This is a genomic window from Plantactinospora soyae, assembly GCF_014874095.1.
GTDB classification, from domain to species: domain Bacteria; phylum Actinomycetota; class Actinomycetes; order Mycobacteriales; family Micromonosporaceae; genus Plantactinospora; species Plantactinospora soyae.
This window is the reverse complement of record NZ_JADBEB010000001.1, coordinates 9606038-9622366: the sequence shown is the minus strand read 5'-3', so window position 1 is coordinate 9622366 and position 16329 is coordinate 9606038. Positions and strand designations below refer to the sequence as shown.

Genomic DNA, 16329 nt, shown 5'->3' with positions numbered 1-16329 from the left:
GGCGTCAAGTGCGGCAGGGTGCCGGGGACCGGCGATCCGGGTCGCTCACCAGCGCCAGAACTCCTTCGGTGCGGCGAGTGGAGCCAGGGTCTCCCACAGCTCCTCGGGGATGTCCCAGGTGGCCAGCCGCGCGGTTTCGGCGATCCGCTCCGGGCGGGACACCCCGACGATGGTCGAGGTGATCCGGGGGTCGCGGGTGGAAAACTGCAACGCCGCCGCCGCGAGCGGTACGTCGTGCGCGGCACACGCCTCCTCCATCGCCCGGATCCGGCGCAGCACCTCGTCGTCGGCCTGCCGGTAGGCGTACTTGGTGAAGGTGGCGGTGCCCTTGGCCAGGATGCCGCCGCCGAACGGCGCCCCGTTCACCACGCCGACGCCGAGGGAGATCGCCTCGTCGAGCAGGTCCCCGGCCGACTGGTCCACCAGCGTCCAGCGGTTGTGCGTGATGAGCGCCGAGAAGAGCCCGGTACGCAGGTACCGCGCCATGAGTTCCACCGGGCCGCCCGCCACGCCGAGGTGCCCGATGACGCCCTCGCGTTGCAGGGCCAGCAGCGCCTCGACCGGCCCGCCCGGCGCCATGCCCTCCTCGAAGCTGATGTTCTCCGGATCGTGCAGGTAGACCAGGGGTAGCCGGTCCAGGCCGAGGCGGTGCAGACTGCCCTGCGCCGACCGGCGTACCTGCTCGCCGGAGAAGTCCCCGGTGCCGAAGTCCCGGTCGACCTTGGTGGCGAGGACGAACCCCTCCGGTACGCCGCCGATCCGCTTCACCGCGGCGCCGATCCGTTCTTCACTGTCGCCGTCGCTGTAACCGGCGGCGGTGTCGAGGAAGTTGAACGGGCCGGTGAACGCGGCCACGGCGGTCTCGGTGCCGCGATCGGCGCTGACGTCGTACCCGAAGAGGTCCGGCATGCTGCCCAGCGGCCCGCCGCCGATGCAGACCGGCGTGACCGACAGGCCGGTCGCGCCCAGCGGGCGGCGGGGGAACTCCTCGGTCGGGTGCGGTGTTCCAGTCACGACATTCCTCGCTGCGCGGGCGCCGGAGGCGGACCGGCGCGGGGGTGTGGCGGCGTACCTCCACCGACAGACGATCATGGGCGTCCGCCCCGACATTCTTGCCCGGCCGGACCGGCATTGGCCAACGGGGTACGCCGGCCGTCGGTGGTCGCCGGGCTTCCGGACCCTGGCCGTCGGTGGTCGCCGGGCTTCCGGACCCTGGCCGTCGGTGGTCGCCGGGCTTCCGGACCCTGGCCGTCGGTGGTCGCCGGGCTTCCGAACCCTGGCTGGCCTGTCGTCGGGACGTCGGGACGTCGGGACGGTGAGACGGTGAGACGGTGAGACGGCGGTAAGGCGGGACCGTCAGCGGCGGGTCGACGCGGCCCGGAGCCCGAGGGCGCGTAGTTCCAGTGCGGCCAGCGCGTCGACGGCCGCGTCGTCGCCGCGCCGCCACGCCTGGGCCACGTCCGGGTCGATCCTGGTCAGCTTGCGCAGCGGCTGGGTGGCCAGCGCCCGCAGCGCCAGCAGATCCCGCCCGGCCGGCGCGGCCCGCAGTGCCCGCGCGGCGGCGGCCCGGCGCATCCAGCGCAGCCGCAGCGGCAACCAGCCGAGCAGTACCACTCCGAGCGGAAAGACCAGCAGCGCCAGCGAGAGGGCGAGCGCGAGGTCGCCGACCAGTTCCTGCTGGTCCCGGCCGGCGTCGGCCATTGCCCGAGCCGCCCCAGCCGCCTGCTCGAACGGGCTGGTCAACTCGTCGCCGACCACCGGCAGCCGGCCGATCTTGCCGCCGGCGTCGGCGAGGTTGTCGGCCAGCCCGCCGCCGGCCCCCTCCAGCTTCTGTCCGGGTACGGCGAGCTTCTGGACCAGATCGTGCAGCCCCATGGCGGCACGGATCCACAGGTAGATCCAGGCGACGACGAGCAGGTCGGTGAGGAGTTGACGGGCGGCGGTCGGGACACGGTCGGCATAGATCCTCATGCCGGCCAGCGTGCCTCAGCTCAGCGGCGGGCGCAGTCCGGGCAGGTGCCGAAGATTTCCAGGGTGTGGCTGACGTCGGCGTACCCGTGTTTGGCGGCGACCCGTTCGGCCCAGCTCTCCACCGCCGGCCCCTCCACCTCGACCGTACGGCCACAGGCCCGGCAGACCAGGTGGTGGTGGTGTCCCTCGCTGCACCGGCGGTAGAGGTGCTCCCCGCCCGGCGGTCGCATCACGTCGATCTCGCCCGCGTCGGCCAGCCCCTGGAGGGTGCGGTAGACGGTGGTCAGCCCGACCCGCTCGCCCCGGGTACGCAGCATCGCGTGCAGGTCCTGGGCGCTGTGGAAGCCTTCCACCTCGGCGAGCAGTGCGCTCACGGCGGTGCGCTGGCGGGTGTTGCGCAGGGCTGTGCCGCTGTCCGCCGTCGTCATGTCACCCTCCCGCTGCGTCGCGTCTGATGCCTGTCCCGGGGGCCGCGTCATGTGGCCTCTCCCGAGTGGCTGACCGCGTCCGCCACGATATGCGCGATGTGCTCGTCGACCAAGGCGTAGGCGATTTCCCGACCGCGTCGGGAGCCCCGGACCACGCCCGCGCCCCGGAGTACCCGCAGGTGTTGGGAGACCAGCGGCTGCGGCGCGCCGAGCTGCTCGACCAGTTCGTGTACGCACCGCTCGCCGCCGGCGAGTTCGCTGACGATGGCGAGCCGGATCGGTGCGGACAGGGCACGAAGCAGCTCTCCAGCGCCGGCAAAGGCCTCGTAGCCGTTCGTGCTCGTCATCCCGTAACGGTAACCAATGTTAACGGCAGACCGCCCGGCGGCCGGTGAGCACAAGGTCAATTCCACCGTCCGGGCGTCAGCCCTTCCGCAGTACGCCGACCGGCCGCGCCGGTGCCGAACCGGGCACCGTCCCGCCGGAACCCGCCGACAGTTCCTCTTCCGGGTCGCGGTCCACCGTCGGCTCGTCCGGCCGGGATCCGCCCGGCGATGCGCCCGCCGATCCGCCGGCCGATCGGTCTGCCGACAGGGTCGCCGCCGGGTCCAGCGCCGCCCGCCGAGCGGACTCCAGCACCACGTCGCACGGCTCCACCAGCCCGGCCGGTCGCGGTACGGCCCTGCGCCGGCCCACCGCCCGGCGCAGCGAGACCCCGACGGCCACCACCAGGAACAGCCCGATCGCCAGGATCACGATGGTGGCCCCGAGCGCGGTGTTGGCGGTACCGGCCAGCCACACCCCGGAGCCGGAGGCCAGCAGGCCGAGCCCCATCGCGGAGAGCATGGTGCCGAGGAAGCCCCGGGTGAAGAGTTGCGCGGTGGCCACCGGCACCACCATCAGGGCACTGATCAGCAGCAACCCGACCGCGCGCATCGCGATGGTGACGGTCACCGCCGTGGTGACCGCGAGCAGCAGGTTGAGCGCCCGGACCGGCAGGCCGGAGACCCGGGCGTACTCCTCGTCGTGGGAGATCGCGAAGAGCGCCGGTCGCAGCGTGATCATCGTGACCAGGACCACCACCGCGAGCACCACGATCACTACCAGATCCTCCGGCGAGGTGGTGGTGAGCGAGCCGAAGAGGTACGCCATCAGGTTGGCGTTGCTGCTGCTGCCGGAGAGTCCCACCAGCATCACGCCACCGGCGATTCCGCCGTAGAAGAGCATCGCCAGCGCGACGTCCCCGGAGGTGCGCCCGCGTTCCCTGATCAGCTCGATCGCGACGGCGGCGACCGCCGCGACGATCACCGCCATGACCACCGGGGACCGGTTGAGCAGCAGGCCGACCCCGACACCGGTCAGCGCGACGTGCCCGATCCCGTCGCCGATCAGCGACATCCGTCGCTGCACGAGGTAGATCCCGAGCGCCGGCGCGGTCAGCCCGATCACCAGGGCGCCGATCAGGGCCCGGATCATGAAGTCGTACTGGAACAGGCTCACGACCCCTCCTCGCTTCGCTCGCTCATGACCCCCACATTCCCACCGATTCCTCCGGCGCGTGCGGGTGGACATGCTCGTGTCCAGGCGCGGCGTGATGACCGGCCGGTTCCGGCACCGCGCCGTCGTGCGCGATCTCCCCGTGGTGTACGACCACCGCCCGCGTGATCAGCGCGGCGAGCGGGCCGAGTTCGTGGGCGACCAGCAGCACCGTTCCGCCCCCGGCGACGAAACCGCGCAGCGCCTCGGCGAACGCGTCCTGACTGGCCGAGTCGACCCCGGCGGTCGGCTCGTCGAGGATGAGCAGCTCCGGCTGGCCGGCCAGCGCCCGCGCGATCAGGGTGCGCTGCTGCTGGCCTCCGGAGAGGGTGGCCACCGGGTCACCGGCCCGGTCAGCGAGCCCGACCGCGTGCAGCGCCTCGGCCACCGCGGTCCGGTCCGCGCTCCCCGGCGGGCGCAGTACGCCCCGTCGGGCCAGTCGGCCGGAGGCGACCACCTCGGCGACGGTGGCCGGTACGCCGCTGCCGGCGCCGATCCGCTGCGGCACGTACCCGATCCGGGACCACTGCCGGAACCGGCGTTGCGGGGTGTCGAACAGCGTGACGGTACCGGCGGAGAGGGGCACCAGGCCGAGGACGGCGCGGATCAGGGTCGACTTGCCGGACCCGTTCGCCCCCAGTACGGCGACCACCTCGCCGGCCGTCACCCGTAGCGAAACGTCCCGGAGCACGGGACGGTTGTCGTAGGCGACCACCCCGTGCTCGACGGAGACCACAGAATTGATCATGAGCAGCCCAGTGCGGTCTTCAGGGTCTGCAGGTTGGTGCGCATCACCGAAAGGTAGTCGCCGGTGCTGCCCGGCTGCAGGCCCTCGATCGGGTCCAGCACCGCGGTCTTCGCCCCGATCTCCCGGGCGATGGTCTCGGCGACCTTCGGGCTGACCAGGGTCTCGAAGAAGATCGTGCTGGCGCCGTGCTCCCGGGCCTCGGCGGCGACGTCGGCGAGCCGCTGCGGGGCCGGCTCATCCTCCGGGGTGAGGCCGGAGATGCCGATCTGCTCCAGTTGGTAGCGCTGGGCCAGGTAGGCGAAGGCGGTGTGGCTGGTCACCAGTTCCCGCCGCTGGCAGGTCCGCAGGCTCTGGGCGTACTCGGAATCCAGGGTCTCCAGGTCGGTGCGCAGGGCCTTGGCCCGCGCGGTGTAGTCGGCGGCCCGGTCCGGGTCGGCGGCGCCCAGCCGCTCGGCGAGCTTGTCGCCGATGCCGGCCAGCCGGGTGGGGTCCAGCCAGACATGCGGGTCCTTGCCGCGGGTGCCCTCCGCGTCCTCCTCGGCGCCGGCCGCCTCGCCGGTGTGGTCCGCGCCCTCGCCCTCGTGCTCGTGGCCGCCGGCCGCCGCGTCCAGCAGCGGCTGCACGGTCGCCACGTCGAAGGCCCGGTCGCCGCCCTGCTGTTCGACCGCCTCGTCCACGCTCGGCTGGAAGCCCGCGAGGTACACCACCAGCTCCGCGTCGCTGACCTGGCCGACCTGGCCCGGGTTGAGCTCCAGGTCGTGGGGCTCGGCGCCCGGCTTGGCGAGGTTCGTCACCCGGACGGCGTCTCCGCCGACCCGCTCGGTGACGAACTGGAGGGGATAGAACGCGGTGACGACGTCGACCCGGTCGGGATCGGTGCCGGCGCCGTCGGCGGCGCAGGCGGCGGCGCCGGCCAGCGCGAGCAGCCCGGTGGTGGCGACGGCGACGGTACGGAGGGCGGAGCGGATCAGCATGTCATCCACTCTCCGCGACAATGAGAATGATTGTCAAAAACGCATGCTTGCATGAGAGTGCTTCACGTCGGGTTCCCGCTCGGTGGTTCGGTCAGAGAATCTTGGTGGTTCGATCAGAGGATCTCGGTGGTTCGATCAGAGGATCTCGGTGGCTCCATCAGAGGATCTCGGTGTTTCGGGTCAGAGGATCTTGGTCAGCGCGGCGATGGACAGCAGGGCCAGGACCACCAGTCGGATCGTCCGGGTGGCGGGGGTCTGCACCGGCCAGGTGGTCATCAGCAGGGCGGCCAGGCCGACGGCGAGAGCCAGCAGCAGTGCCCCACCGATGATCCCCGGCGCGAAGAGGGCGACCAGGACCAGCACCAGGACGCCGAGGAAGACCGACGTCGGATTGGCCCGGGCCAGGCGGACCAGCAGAACACTCTGCGTACGCTGCATCCCACAGACTCTACGAGATATCGATTCTCCGGCCGGTGAGCTGTCGGGCGCGACACCCCGAACCGCTGGCCGACCGACGATTGGAGGAGGCACCCGGTGCTCGTCACGAACCGGTTCGTGGTCGCGGAGGACGCCGCCCCGGCCTTTACCGAGCGGGCCCACGCCGCGCTCGCCGCGCTCGCCGCCCGACCTGGTTACCGTCGTGGTCAACTGCTCCGGGCCCTCGACGACCCGAACCACTGGTGCCTGATCACGGAGTGGGAGTCGGTCGGCACCTACCGCCGGGCTCTGGGCGCCTTCGACGTCAAGATCCACGCCACCCCGCTGCTCGCCGAGTCGCTCGACGAGCCCTCCGCGTACGAGGCACTCGCCAGCGCCGAACCGGACGGCCGGGTCGAAGTCACGCCGAGCGACCGGGCCGCTGACTCCGGCCGGTGATGCGTCGGGCACTACCCTTGCTCCATGACCGTTCCCGGACCGCCCGGTGGGCCGGCGTCCTATCCCGGGCCCGCCATGGCCGACGGCCCGGCCCCGGCTGACGCACCCGCCCAGACCGGCGAGCCTGCCCCGCCCGGCACCCCCGGCCCGCCTGCCGCGTACGGGCCCCCTGGTGGTTACGAGACACCCACCGGTTACCAGACACCTGCCGGCTACGGTGCGCCCGCCGGCTATCAGGCGCCGGCCGGCTACGGGCAGCCCGGTGCCGGCTACGGCGTCCCCGCCGGGTACGGGCCACCGCCGACGCCGTACGGCTTCGGGCCGGTGCCGCCGAGCGTGCCCGCCCCGCCGCCCGGCCCCGGTGCCGCGCCACCGTTCGCCGCACCCCCTTCCGAGGGGCGCGGGATACGGCTCTGGCTCGGGATCGGGGTGGCTGCCCTCGCCGTGGTGCTCTTCTGCGGAGGCGGCGGAGCGGCGCTGGTCGGCCTGCTGGTCTCCGGCTCCGAGGCGCTGAACGAGCAGGCCCGGACGGTGGTCGGCGAGTACCTCGACGCGGTCGACGACGAGGAGTTCGGCAAGGCGTACTCGCTGCTCTGCGACTCCACCCAGCAGCAGGAGTCGCCGGCGGAGTTCCAGCGCCGGGTGCGCTCCGAGCCGGAGATCGCCTCGTTCCAGGTCGGCGACGTGTCGCTCACGACGGAACTGAGTGTGCCGGTGGACGTCACCTACGCCAGCGGCGGCCAGGACAGCCTCCGGGCCCTGCTCGACCAGGACTCGGCCGGCGGCCTGAAGGTCTGCGACATCGGGTAGCCGGCGGCCTGAAGGTCTGCGACGTCGGGTAGCCGGGCCCGGCCGAGCCGGCGCGGTGGGTCGGCGGTGTCCGGTTCGGTGGCCCGGTGGGCGGCCGGGCGCTGGCGGTACGGCCCCGACCCTGGAGTAACCTGCTGGGCTCGGTGGCCGTACCGTTCGTTGTGCACGGCGCCGACTGATCCGGGCCCGGACACCGTCGGTGTCCAACGCCCGCGACCGTTGTCCCCGTTGACCGTCTCGACCCTGTCCCCGCCGGCCGCCAGCCGGTGTAGGAGGTAACCATGCCAGCCGACCGTATCGACGCCGTCGTCAGTCTCGCGAAGCGTCGAGGCTTCGTCTTCCCGTCCAGCGAGATCTACGGGGGCACCCGGTCGGCCTGGGACTACGGTCCGCTCGGCGTGGAGCTGAAGGAGAACGTCCGGCGCCAGTGGTGGCGGACCATGGTGCAGCAGCGCGACGACATCGTCGGCCTGGACTCGGCGGTCATCCTCTCCCGGGACGTCTGGGCCGCCTCCGGCCACCTCGACGCGTTCGTCGACCCGCTGACCGAGTGCCAGTCCTGCCACAAGCGGTTCCGGGCCGACCACCTCGAAGAGGCGTACGCGGAGAAGCACGGCCAGCCGCCGGCCTCGCTGGCCGAGCTGAACTGCCCGAACTGCGGCAACAAGGGCACTTTCACCGAGCCGAAGATGTTCAACGGCCTGATGAAGACCTACCTCGGTCCGGTGGAGAGCGAGGAGGGCCTGCACTACCTCCGGCCGGAGACCGCACAGGGCATCTTCGTCAACTACAACAACGTCGCCGCCTCGGCCCGGAAGAAGCCGCCGTTCGGCATCGCCCAGACCGGCAAGTCGTTCCGCAACGAGATCACCCCGGGCAACTTCATCTTCCGTACCCGGGAGTTCGAGCAGATGGAGATGGAGTTCTTCGTCGAGCCCGGCAGCGACGAGGAATGGCACGAGTACTGGCTGCGGGAGCGTTGGAACTGGTACCTCGACCTCGGCCTGTCCGAGGAGAACCTCCGGTTCTACGAGCACCCGAAGGAGAAGCTCTCGCACTACTCGAAGCGGACCGTGGACATCGAGTACCGCTTCCGGTTCGGTGGCACCGAGTTCTCCGAGCTGGAGGGCATCGCGAACCGTACCGACTTCGACCTCTCCACGCACAGCAAGCACTCCGGCGTCGACCTGTCGTACTTCGACCAGGAGAAGCAGGAGCGCTGGGTGCCGTACGTCATCGAGCCGGCCGCCGGCCTGACCCGGGCGGTGCTCGCCTTCCTGCTGGAGTCGTACGACGAGGACGAGGCGCCGAACACCAAGGGCGGGGTGGACAAGCGCACCGTGCTGCGCCTCGACCCGCGCCTGGCGCCGGTGAAGGTGGCGGTCCTCCCACTGTCCCGCAACCCCGCCCTCTCCCCGAAGGCGAGGGACCTGTCCACCGCCCTCCGCAAGCGCTGGGCGGTCGAGTTCGACGACTCCCAGGCGATCGGCCGCCGCTACCGCCGCCAGGACGAGATCGGCACCCCGTTCTGCGTGACGGTCGACTTCGACACCTTGGACGACGACGCGGTCACGGTCCGGAACCGGGACACCATGGCCCAGGAGCGGGTCTCCCTCTCCCAGGTCGAGTCCTACCTGATCGAGCGCCTCCCCGGCTGCTGAGGTGGTGCAAGGAAGGGCCCCTTCTTATCGTTTTCTGTAGAAGAAGGGCCCCCTACTAACACCTGGCACGTGGCGCCGTACCCCCGGCGGGACCGGTACGCGTCCTCCACCAGGTGACGGACGCGCTCCGGTTCCCGCCGGATCTGACTCGGCGGAAAGTGCAGGACCAGCACTCCGTACCGGCTCAGTTCGTTGTGCCGGTCCATCGTGCGACGCCAGTCGGCCGGGGCCAGGTGGAACTCCTGCGAGTCGACCTCGAGCGCGATCGCGGCGTCCGCGAGGTAGCCGTCCGGGGTGGGCAGGCGGGAGCCGTCCGGGCCGAGCAACCGGGGATTCCAGACGATCTCGAGAAGCTCGCGGCTCGCGGCGAGGCACACCCGCAGCTCCGCCTCCGGCGACGACCGTACGCCGTGCAGGACCTCTCTGAACGCCTGCCTGACCAGCGCCGTACGGCTGCGGCCCGCGCGAACCACCTCCCCGTCGAGGGTCGGTAGATCGGTGAAGTCGCGCTGGATCGCCTCGGCCATGACCGACCGCACGGTACGGAGATCGCGCAGTTCCCGGCAGGCGTCGACGACCGCGCGTGCGGGTGAACAGATCCGGTACAGACCGCCGTCGCGGGCGTACTCGTCCAGGCTGAGAGCACGGCACACCACCACATGCCCGGCCGAGGCGCGGCGCGCTGTGTGCGGAACGAGCAGGCGCATCCGGTCCGCCTTCGGCGAGTAGCGGAATCCGTACCAGTGCAGGGCCGCCAGGCCGGTGATCTGCGCGCTCCGACCCACGTAGAGTGCGGCGGCGATGCGTTGCTGCTCGTCGGTGAGCGTGCCGCTCACGAGCGCGTACGTCGCCGGCAGGACGCGTTGCCACCGACCGCGCCGGGTCTGGCGGTACATGTGCATGTCGTCGATGCCGGCGCCGTGTAGCTGGCGCCGGGTCACGATCTGCTGTTGACGGGCGGCAAGTTCCTCGATGTCCGGTTCTGGATCATGGTCTTGGCTCGCTGTGGTCATTGGTGCAGGCTGCCCGAGGTCACGTACCGTGGCAGGGCCGTTTTGCGAAGGCTGTGGATAACCAGGGGTGCTGTGCACGACGCACCGGGATGGCGGAAGGTCTGCTATGGGTGAGCAGTTAAGAAGGGGCCCTTCTTCTACTGAAAACGATAAGAAGGGGCCCTTCCTTGCGGGCTCGCACGAGGTGTGGCCGCCGGTGGTGCTGGCGCCGATGGCGGGGATAACGAATGTCGCGTTTCGGCGTCTTTGTCGTGAACAGGGTGGCGGGCTCTACGTCTGCGAGATGGTGACGACGCGGGCGCTGGTGGAGCGGAATCCGAAGACGCTGCGGATGATCGCGTTCGACGGCGACGAGCGGCCGCGCAGCCTCCAGCTCTACGGGACCGATCCGGCGGTGACGGCGGCGGCGGTGCGGATGGTGGTCGAGGAGAACCTGGCCGATCACATCGACCTGAACTTCGGCTGCCCGGTGCCGAAGGTCACCCGCAAGGGCGGTGGGGCGGCGTTGCCGTGGCGCCGCCGGCTGTTCGCCCGGCTCGTCCGGGCGGCGGTGCAGGCGGCCGCGCCGGCCGGGGTGCCGGTGACGGTGAAGATGCGCAAGGGCATCGACGACGACCATCTGACGTACGTCGAGGCCGGGCTCGCCGCGCAGGACGCCGGTGCGGCGGTGGTGGCCCTGCACGGGCGTACGGCCGCGCAGCGGTACTCCGGCACCGCGGACTGGGACGCCATCGGCACGCTGAAGCAGGCGCTCGACGTACCGGTGCTGGGCAACGGGGACATCTGGGAGGCAGACGACGCGCTCCGGATGGTGGCGCACACCGGGGTCGACGGCGTCGTCGTCGGCCGTGGCTGCCTGGGCCGGCCGTGGCTCTTCGCGGATCTGGCGGCGGCCTTCGACGGCCGGGACGTACGCAAGTTGCCGGCCCTCGGCGAGGTCGCGGTGACGATGCGCCGGCACGCCGAGCTGCTGGTCGAATGGTTCGCCGGAGGGGACCGGCCGGACACCGCCGAGCGGGACGGATGTGTGGACTTCCGTAAGCACGTGGCCTGGTACCTGAAGGGCTTCCCGGTCGGCGGTGAGCTGCGCCGGGCGCTGGCGATGGTGAGCGGTCTGACCGAACTGGACGATCTGCTGGGCAAGCTCGATCCGGCCGAGCCGTTTCCGGTCGAGACGCTCGGCCAGCCCCGGGGGCGGACGAACTCGCCCGGCAAGGTCCACCTGCCGGAGGGCTGGCTGGCGGACCGGGACAGCGACGAGGTGCCGGCCGGCGCCGAACTGGCCGACTCCGGCGGCTGACGCGTGGCCGACTACCGGGCGGCTGACGCGTGGCCGAGTCCCGGGCGGCCGAGGCGTGGCCGAGTCCCGGGCCGCTGAGTCGGATCGGCTGAAGGGTCGACTGATCAGGTGATGGCGAGCGGCTGGTCGTCGCCGGGTGGGCTGTCCGGTGTGGTGGCCGGCGGTGCGTCGGCCGGCGGCGTAGCGGGGACGGTCGTCGCCGCGACGGCGGGCCGGGGCTCGGGTACGACCGGCGCCCCCGCCCACGGCACCTCGGGCGAGCGGTGGAAGGTGATCCCCGCCGTGCTCCACCGGGCGCCCTGGCCGGCCAGCCTGACCCGGAAGTCCGCCCAGTCGTGGGTCGACGCAGGTGACCAGCCGAGTTCGGCGATGGCCGGCAGCCGGGGAAACGTCATGAACTCGACGTCGCTGACCGTCCGGATCGTCTCCGTCCACAGTGGCGCCTCGACGCCCAGGACCGCCCCGGCGGGTACCCCGGTCAGATAGCTGCCGGGATCCCAGTCGTACGCGGCCCGGACCTCGACCAGTCCGGCCCAGTCCTTGCCGAGCGGGGTCGCGTCGGTGTACTTCATGTCGAGGTAGGTCCGGTTGCCAGGGGAGAGCACGAGTTTCGCGCCGCCCCGCACGGCGGCGGTGACCACCGGGTCCTCGGTCGACGTGCCCCAGTACTGGATGACCCGTCCGGGGCTGTGCTCGGCCACCGCGAGCTGGTGCCAGCCCAGGACGCGCTTGCCGTGCCCGGTGACGATCCGCTGGACCCGGTCCATGAAGCGCGTGTAGTCGGCCGAGCCCAGGGTGAACGCCTCGTCCCCGCCGACGTGCAGGTACGGGCCGGGGGTCAGCGCGGCCACCTCGCCGAGTACGTCGTCGACGAACTGGTACGTCCGCTCGTTGTCGACGTCCACCGCGCTGAATCCCACGTCGGTGCCGGTGTACTCCGGTGGCGCCTCGCCGTCCGGGGCGAGTTCGCCGTACGCGTTCAGTGCCGCGTTGGTGTGTCCGGGCAGGTCGATCTCGGGTACGACGGTGATGTGCCGGGCGGCGGCGTACGCGACGATCTCGGCGTACTCCTCGCGGCGGTAGTAGCCGCCGGGACCGCCGTCCACCTCGGTGCTGCCGCCGACGCTGGTCAGCCGGGGCCAGGAGTCCACCGCGATCCGCCAGCCCTGGTCGTCGGTGAGGTGCAGGTGCAGGTGGTTGAGCTTGTACCGGGCCAGGTGGTCGATGAACCGCAGCACGTCCGGTACGGCGAAGAAGTGCCGGGCCACGTCGAGCATCGCGCCCCGGTAGCCGAACCGGGGGTGGTCCTCGATCACGCCGCCGGGAATCGCCCACGGTCCGGGTTGGCGCCGCCCGGCCTCGATCTTCGGGGGCAGCAGCTGACGCAGCGTCTGTACGCCGTAGAAGAGCCCGGCGGCGGTGCGCGCCCGGACCACCACGCCGGTGGCGCCGACGTCCAGCCGGTAGCCCTCGGCCGGCGATCCGTTCCGGGCTCGCCGCTCTCCGGCCGGCCCGTGGTCGGTCCCGGTCAACAGGAGGGAGATTCCGCCCGGTGCGTCGGCCGGGCCGGCAGGAACGATCGGCAGCGGATAGCCGGTGGGGCGGCGCAGCAGGTCGGCCAGGTAGCGGCCGACGGCGGCGGCGGCCGGACCGGCCGTGGTCCGGATCGTCGTGCCGGGGGTCAGGATGAACTCGACGCCGGTGGCCGGCTCGACCCGTACCGGGGCGGGCAGCACGTCGGTGAGTTGGGGTGGGGTGTCGCCGCCGGTGGAGGCGCGGGCGGACCGGGGCTGGAACGTGGCATTTCGCACGGCAGATCTCTCCGGGGGGAGCCGCAGGTGATTCCGGGCAAATTTCATGAAACGTACGTTCGAAATGGCCCGGTGTCAAGGGTTGGTCACCCTGTGGTACGACCGATCCCGAGCCTCGGGGTGGTCAACCCTGGTCGGGACCGACGTTATTCCGGTGTCGTCGGTCAGCCAGTGGTGAACGTCACTATTCGCAGGCTCGGCGTGTGCGGGGTGATTGATCATGTTCGTGGGATCGCTCCCACAAAACCTCACGAACACGTACAGGGTTCACGGCTGTGCACATTGTCACCGAATGGTCCCAAGGCGTACGTGGGTCGCTTAGCCTTCGCCCACCAGTAGCAGCGGTTTTCCCTGGTACGAGAAACCGTCCCCTGGGTAGGTACTAGGACGGCTAAACCTTCGTTCAGTGTTGAACGGCGCGCGTGGGAGGCTCCGTGGCATCGCAGCAGACGTCGGATCACAAGTACGTCTACGACTTCACCGAGGGCAACAAGGACCTGAAGGACCTGCTCGGCGGCAAGGGCGCGAACCTGGCCGAGATGACCAACCTGGGGCTGCCCGTACCCCCCGGATTCACCATCAGCACCGAGGCGTGCAAGGCGTACCTGAGCACCGGGGCGCAGCCGGACGGCCTGGCCGAGGAGATCGGCGCGCACCTGTCCGCACTGGAGGACGCGATGGGCAAGCGCCTCGGCGAGCCGGCCGATCCGCTGCTGGTCTCGGTCCGCTCCGGTGCCAAGTTCTCCATGCCGGGCATGATGGAGACGGTGCTGAACGTCGGGCTCAACGACGCGAGTGTCGAGGGGCTCGCCGCCCAGGCCGGTGGCAACGACCGGTTCGCCTGGGACTCGTACCGCCGGCTGATCCAGATGTTCGGCAAGACGGTCTGCGACGTACCGGGCGAGGAGTTCGAGCACGCGCTCGAGCGCGCCAAGCAGGCCAAGGGGACGACCGACGACCTGGACCTCGACGCGGACGACCTGCGGGCGCTGGTCGACGCGTACAAGACGATTTTCACCAAGCACACCGGCCGGGAGTTTCCGCAGGCGCCCCGGGAACAGCTCGAACTCGCCATCAACGCGGTCTTCGGGTCCTGGAACGCCGACCGGGCCGTGCTCTACCGCCGGCAGGAACGGATTCCGACCGACCTCGGCACGGCGGTCAACGTCGTCGCGATGGTCTTCGGCAACCTCGGCGGGGACTCCGGTACCGGGGTCGCCTTCACCCGCGACCCGGCCAGCGGCGCGCAGGGCATCTACGGCGACTACCTGGCCAACGCCCAGGGCGAGGACGTGGTGGCCGGGATCCGCAACACCGTCCCGCTGCAACAACTCGAAGAGCTGAACAAGCCGGCGTACGACGAACTGGTGGCCATCATGGCCCGGCTGGAGGAGCACTACCGGGACCTGTGCGACATCGAGTTCACCATCGAGCGCGGCAAACTGTGGATGTTGCAGACCCGGGTCGGCAAGCGGACCGCCGCCGCCGCGTTCGTGATCGCCGCCCAACTGGTCGACGAGGGACTGATCGACCTGGACGAGGCGCTGCACCGGGTGAACGGCGCGCAGCTCGCCCAACTGATGTTCCCCCGGTTCAAGCTCGGCCCCGACCTGACGCCGCTCGCCCAGGGCATCGGCGCCTCGCCGGGTGCGGCGGTCGGCAAGGTGGTCTTCGAGGGGAAGCGGGCGGTCGAGCTGGCCGACGCCGGTGAGGACGTCATCCTGGTCCGCCGGGAGACCAACCCGGACGACCTGCCCGGCATGATCGCCTCGCAGGGCATCCTCACCTCGCGGGGTGGCAAGACCAGCCACGCAGCGGTGGTGGCCCGGGGGATGGGCAAGACCTGTGTCTGCGGCGCCGACGCGCTGGACGTCGACGTCCGCGAGCGGCGGTTCACCGTCCACGGCCAGACCATCCGCGAGGGCGACGTGGTCTCGATCGACGGCACGACCGGCAGGATCTACCTCGGCGAGGTGCCGGTGTGGCCGTCCGAGGTGGTCCGGTACTTCGAGGGCAGCGTCGGGCCGGACGAGTCGGAGGACGCGCTGGTGGCCGCCGTACACCGGATCATGACGCACGCGGACGGACAGCGGCGGCTGCGGGTCCGGACGAACGCCGACACCGGTCCGGACGCCGCGCGGGCCCGGCGGTTCGGTGCCGAGGGAATCGGGCTGTGCCGGACCGAGCACATGTTCCTCGGCGACCGGCGTGAGCTGGTCGAGCGGCTGATCCTGGCCCGGTCGGACGACGAACGGAAGGCCGCGCTGGCCGACCTGCTGCCGTTGCAGCGGGCGGACTTCGTGGAGATCTTCCGGGAGATGGACGGGCTGCCGGTCACGGTACGGCTGATCGACCCGCCGCTGCACGAGTTCCTGCCCTCGCTCGAGGAGTTGGCGGTGCACGTCGCGGTCGCCCAGGAGCGCGGTGAGCCGGCGGCCAAGGACGAGGCCATGCTGGACGCGGTACGCCGGATGCACGAGCAGAACCCGATGCTGGGCCTGCGCGGGGTCCGGCTGGGGCTGGTCATCCCCGGCCTGTTCGCCATGCAGGTGCGGGCGATCGTCGAGGCGGCGGTGGAGTGCGCCCGGGACGGCGGCGATCCCCAGCCGGAGATCATGGTGCCGCTGGTCGGCGCGGTGCAGGAACTGGAGACGGTACGCACCGAAGCCGAGAAGATCATTGCCGAGGTGACCCGGGATCAGGCCGTCGAGGTGCTGATCGGCACGATGATCGAGGTACCCCGGGCCGCGCTGACCTCCGGTCAGATCGCCGAGGCGGCCGAGTTCTTCTCCTTCGGCACCAACGACCTGACCCAGATGGCCTGGGGCTTCTCCCGGGACGACGTGGAGGGTGCCTTCTTCTGGCGCTACCTGGAGTTGGGCATCTTCGGCATCTCGCCGTTCGAGTCGATCGACCGCGACGGGGTCGGCCGGCTGGTCCGGATCGCCGCCGAGGAGGGCCGGGCGGCCCGCCCCGGGCTCAAGCTCGGAGTCTGCGGCGAGCACGGCGGTGACCCCGACTCGGTGCACTTCTTCCACGAGGTCGGGTTGGACTACGTCTCCTGCTCGCCGTTCCGGGTTCCGGTGGCCCGGCTGGAGGCCGGCCGGGCGGTTATCGAGACGACCGGCTCCGACAGCCGCTGACCCACCGCCGCAGCCGGCCGGTACGCCTCCGGGCGCCCGGCCGGCTGCTCGGCACGGC

At 71.3% G+C, this 16329-nt stretch carries 14 protein-coding genes and 1 pseudogene; 5 read left to right on the top strand and 10 right to left on the bottom strand.

The window, feature by feature from the left end; genetic code table 11:
- Positions 1-45: 45 nt before the first annotated feature.
- The 8 genes and pseudogenes from H4W31_RS41950 to H4W31_RS41915 form a co-directional block, all read right to left on the bottom strand.
- Complete coding sequence (locus tag H4W31_RS41950) at positions 46-1014, bottom strand: aldo/keto reductase (protein ID WP_318783689.1); 969 nt, start codon at positions 1012-1014, stop codon at positions 46-48.
- Positions 1015-1356: 342 nt separating this feature from the next.
- A complete protein-coding gene (locus H4W31_RS41945) occupies positions 1357-1971 on the bottom strand; it encodes a hypothetical protein (RefSeq protein WP_192771664.1) in 615 nt (204 codons plus the stop codon).
- A gap of 20 nt (positions 1972-1991) precedes the next feature.
- Positions 1992-2399, bottom strand: coding sequence for a Fur family transcriptional regulator (locus H4W31_RS41940; protein WP_192771663.1), 408 nt, complete (start codon positions 2397-2399; stop codon positions 1992-1994).
- 47 nt (positions 2400-2446) lie between these two features.
- Positions 2447-2746, bottom strand: coding sequence for an ArsR/SmtB family transcription factor (locus H4W31_RS41935; protein ID WP_192771662.1), 300 nt, complete (start codon positions 2744-2746; stop codon positions 2447-2449).
- A 277-nt stretch (positions 2747-3023) separates the two neighbouring features.
- Positions 3024-3899: pseudogene (locus H4W31_RS41930) on the bottom strand (metal ABC transporter permease); the annotation flags it as partial.
- A gap of 22 nt (positions 3900-3921) precedes the next feature.
- The gene (locus tag H4W31_RS41925; protein WP_192771660.1) at positions 3922-4683 is read right to left on the bottom strand and encodes a metal ABC transporter ATP-binding protein; all 762 of its coding nucleotides are present in this window, start codon (positions 4681-4683) and stop codon (positions 3922-3924) included.
- Positions 4680-5657, bottom strand: a complete 978-nt coding sequence (locus H4W31_RS41920; RefSeq protein ID WP_192771659.1) for a metal ABC transporter substrate-binding protein — start codon at positions 5655-5657, stop codon at positions 4680-4682. Before H4W31_RS41920 ends, H4W31_RS41925 begins: the two co-directional genes overlap by 4 nt.
- Before the next feature lie 180 nt (positions 5658-5837).
- Complete coding sequence (locus tag H4W31_RS41915) at positions 5838-6188, bottom strand: DUF6703 family protein (protein ID WP_318783688.1); 351 nt, start codon at positions 6186-6188, stop codon at positions 5838-5840.
- 3 nt (positions 6189-6191) lie between these two features.
- On the opposite strand from H4W31_RS41915, the gene H4W31_RS41910 reads away from it, so the two are divergent.
- From H4W31_RS41910 to H4W31_RS41900, 3 genes are all read left to right on the top strand, one after another.
- Positions 6192-6533, top strand: a complete 342-nt coding sequence (locus H4W31_RS41910) for an antibiotic biosynthesis monooxygenase family protein (protein WP_192771657.1) — start codon at positions 6192-6194, stop codon at positions 6531-6533.
- Positions 6534-6869: 336 nt separating this feature from the next.
- Complete coding sequence (locus tag H4W31_RS44645; RefSeq protein ID WP_192772812.1) at positions 6870-7343, top strand: hypothetical protein; 474 nt, start codon at positions 6870-6872, stop codon at positions 7341-7343.
- A 281-nt stretch (positions 7344-7624) separates the two neighbouring features.
- On the top strand, positions 7625-9004 hold the full coding sequence (locus tag H4W31_RS41900; RefSeq protein ID WP_192771656.1) for a glycine--tRNA ligase: 1380 nt from the start codon (positions 7625-7627) through the stop codon (positions 9002-9004).
- Here H4W31_RS41900 and H4W31_RS41895 read toward each other — a convergent pair.
- Positions 8974-10017 carry a type IV toxin-antitoxin system AbiEi family antitoxin domain-containing protein gene (locus tag H4W31_RS41895; protein ID WP_225945949.1) on the bottom strand — a complete coding sequence of 348 codons (1044 nt, stop codon included), beginning with the start codon at positions 10015-10017 and terminating at the stop codon, positions 8974-8976. The two genes, H4W31_RS41900 and H4W31_RS41895, sit on opposite strands and share 31 nt — an antisense overlap.
- Positions 10018-10123: 106 nt before the next feature.
- On the opposite strand from H4W31_RS41895, the gene dusB reads away from it, so the two are divergent.
- A complete protein-coding gene (gene dusB, locus H4W31_RS41890; RefSeq protein WP_192771655.1) occupies positions 10124-11317 on the top strand; it encodes a tRNA dihydrouridine synthase DusB in 1194 nt (397 codons plus the stop codon).
- A gap of 104 nt (positions 11318-11421) precedes the next feature.
- Here the strand turns inward: dusB and H4W31_RS41885 are convergent, their stop codons facing one another.
- On the bottom strand, positions 11422-13128 hold the full coding sequence (locus H4W31_RS41885; protein WP_318783687.1) for a beta-N-acetylhexosaminidase: 1707 nt from the start codon (positions 13126-13128) through the stop codon (positions 11422-11424).
- Positions 13129-13562: 434 nt separating this feature from the next.
- Between H4W31_RS41885 and ppdK the strand changes: the two genes are divergently transcribed.
- On the top strand, positions 13563-16271 hold the full coding sequence (ppdK, locus tag H4W31_RS41880; protein WP_192771653.1) for a pyruvate, phosphate dikinase: 2709 nt from the start codon (positions 13563-13565) through the stop codon (positions 16269-16271).
- Positions 16272-16329: the final 58 nt, after the last annotated feature.

Excerpts from the sequence above, each read along its gene's own strand:
- H4W31_RS41945 (WP_192771664.1), bottom strand. The coding sequence starts at position 1,971 with ATGAGGATCTATGCCGACCGTGTCCCGACCGCCGCCCGTCAACTCCTC.
- H4W31_RS41940 (WP_192771663.1), bottom strand. The coding sequence starts at position 2,399 with ATGACGACGGCGGACAGCGGCACAGCCCTGCGCAACACCCGCCAGCGC.
- H4W31_RS41935 (WP_192771662.1), bottom strand. The coding sequence starts at position 2,746 with ATGACGAGCACGAACGGCTACGAGGCCTTTGCCGGCGCTGGAGAGCTG.
- H4W31_RS41925 (WP_192771660.1), bottom strand. The coding sequence starts at position 4,683 with ATGATCAATTCTGTGGTCTCCGTCGAGCACGGGGTGGTCGCCTACGAC.
- H4W31_RS41920 (WP_192771659.1), bottom strand. The coding sequence starts at position 5,657 with ATGCTGATCCGCTCCGCCCTCCGTACCGTCGCCGTCGCCACCACCGGG.
- H4W31_RS41900 (WP_192771656.1), top strand. The coding sequence starts at position 7,625 with ATGCCAGCCGACCGTATCGACGCCGTCGTCAGTCTCGCGAAGCGTCGA.
- H4W31_RS41895 (WP_225945949.1), bottom strand. The coding sequence starts at position 10,017 with ATGACCACAGCGAGCCAAGACCATGATCCAGAACCGGACATCGAGGAA.
- dusB (WP_192771655.1), top strand. The coding sequence starts at position 10,124 with ATGGGTGAGCAGTTAAGAAGGGGCCCTTCTTCTACTGAAAACGATAAG.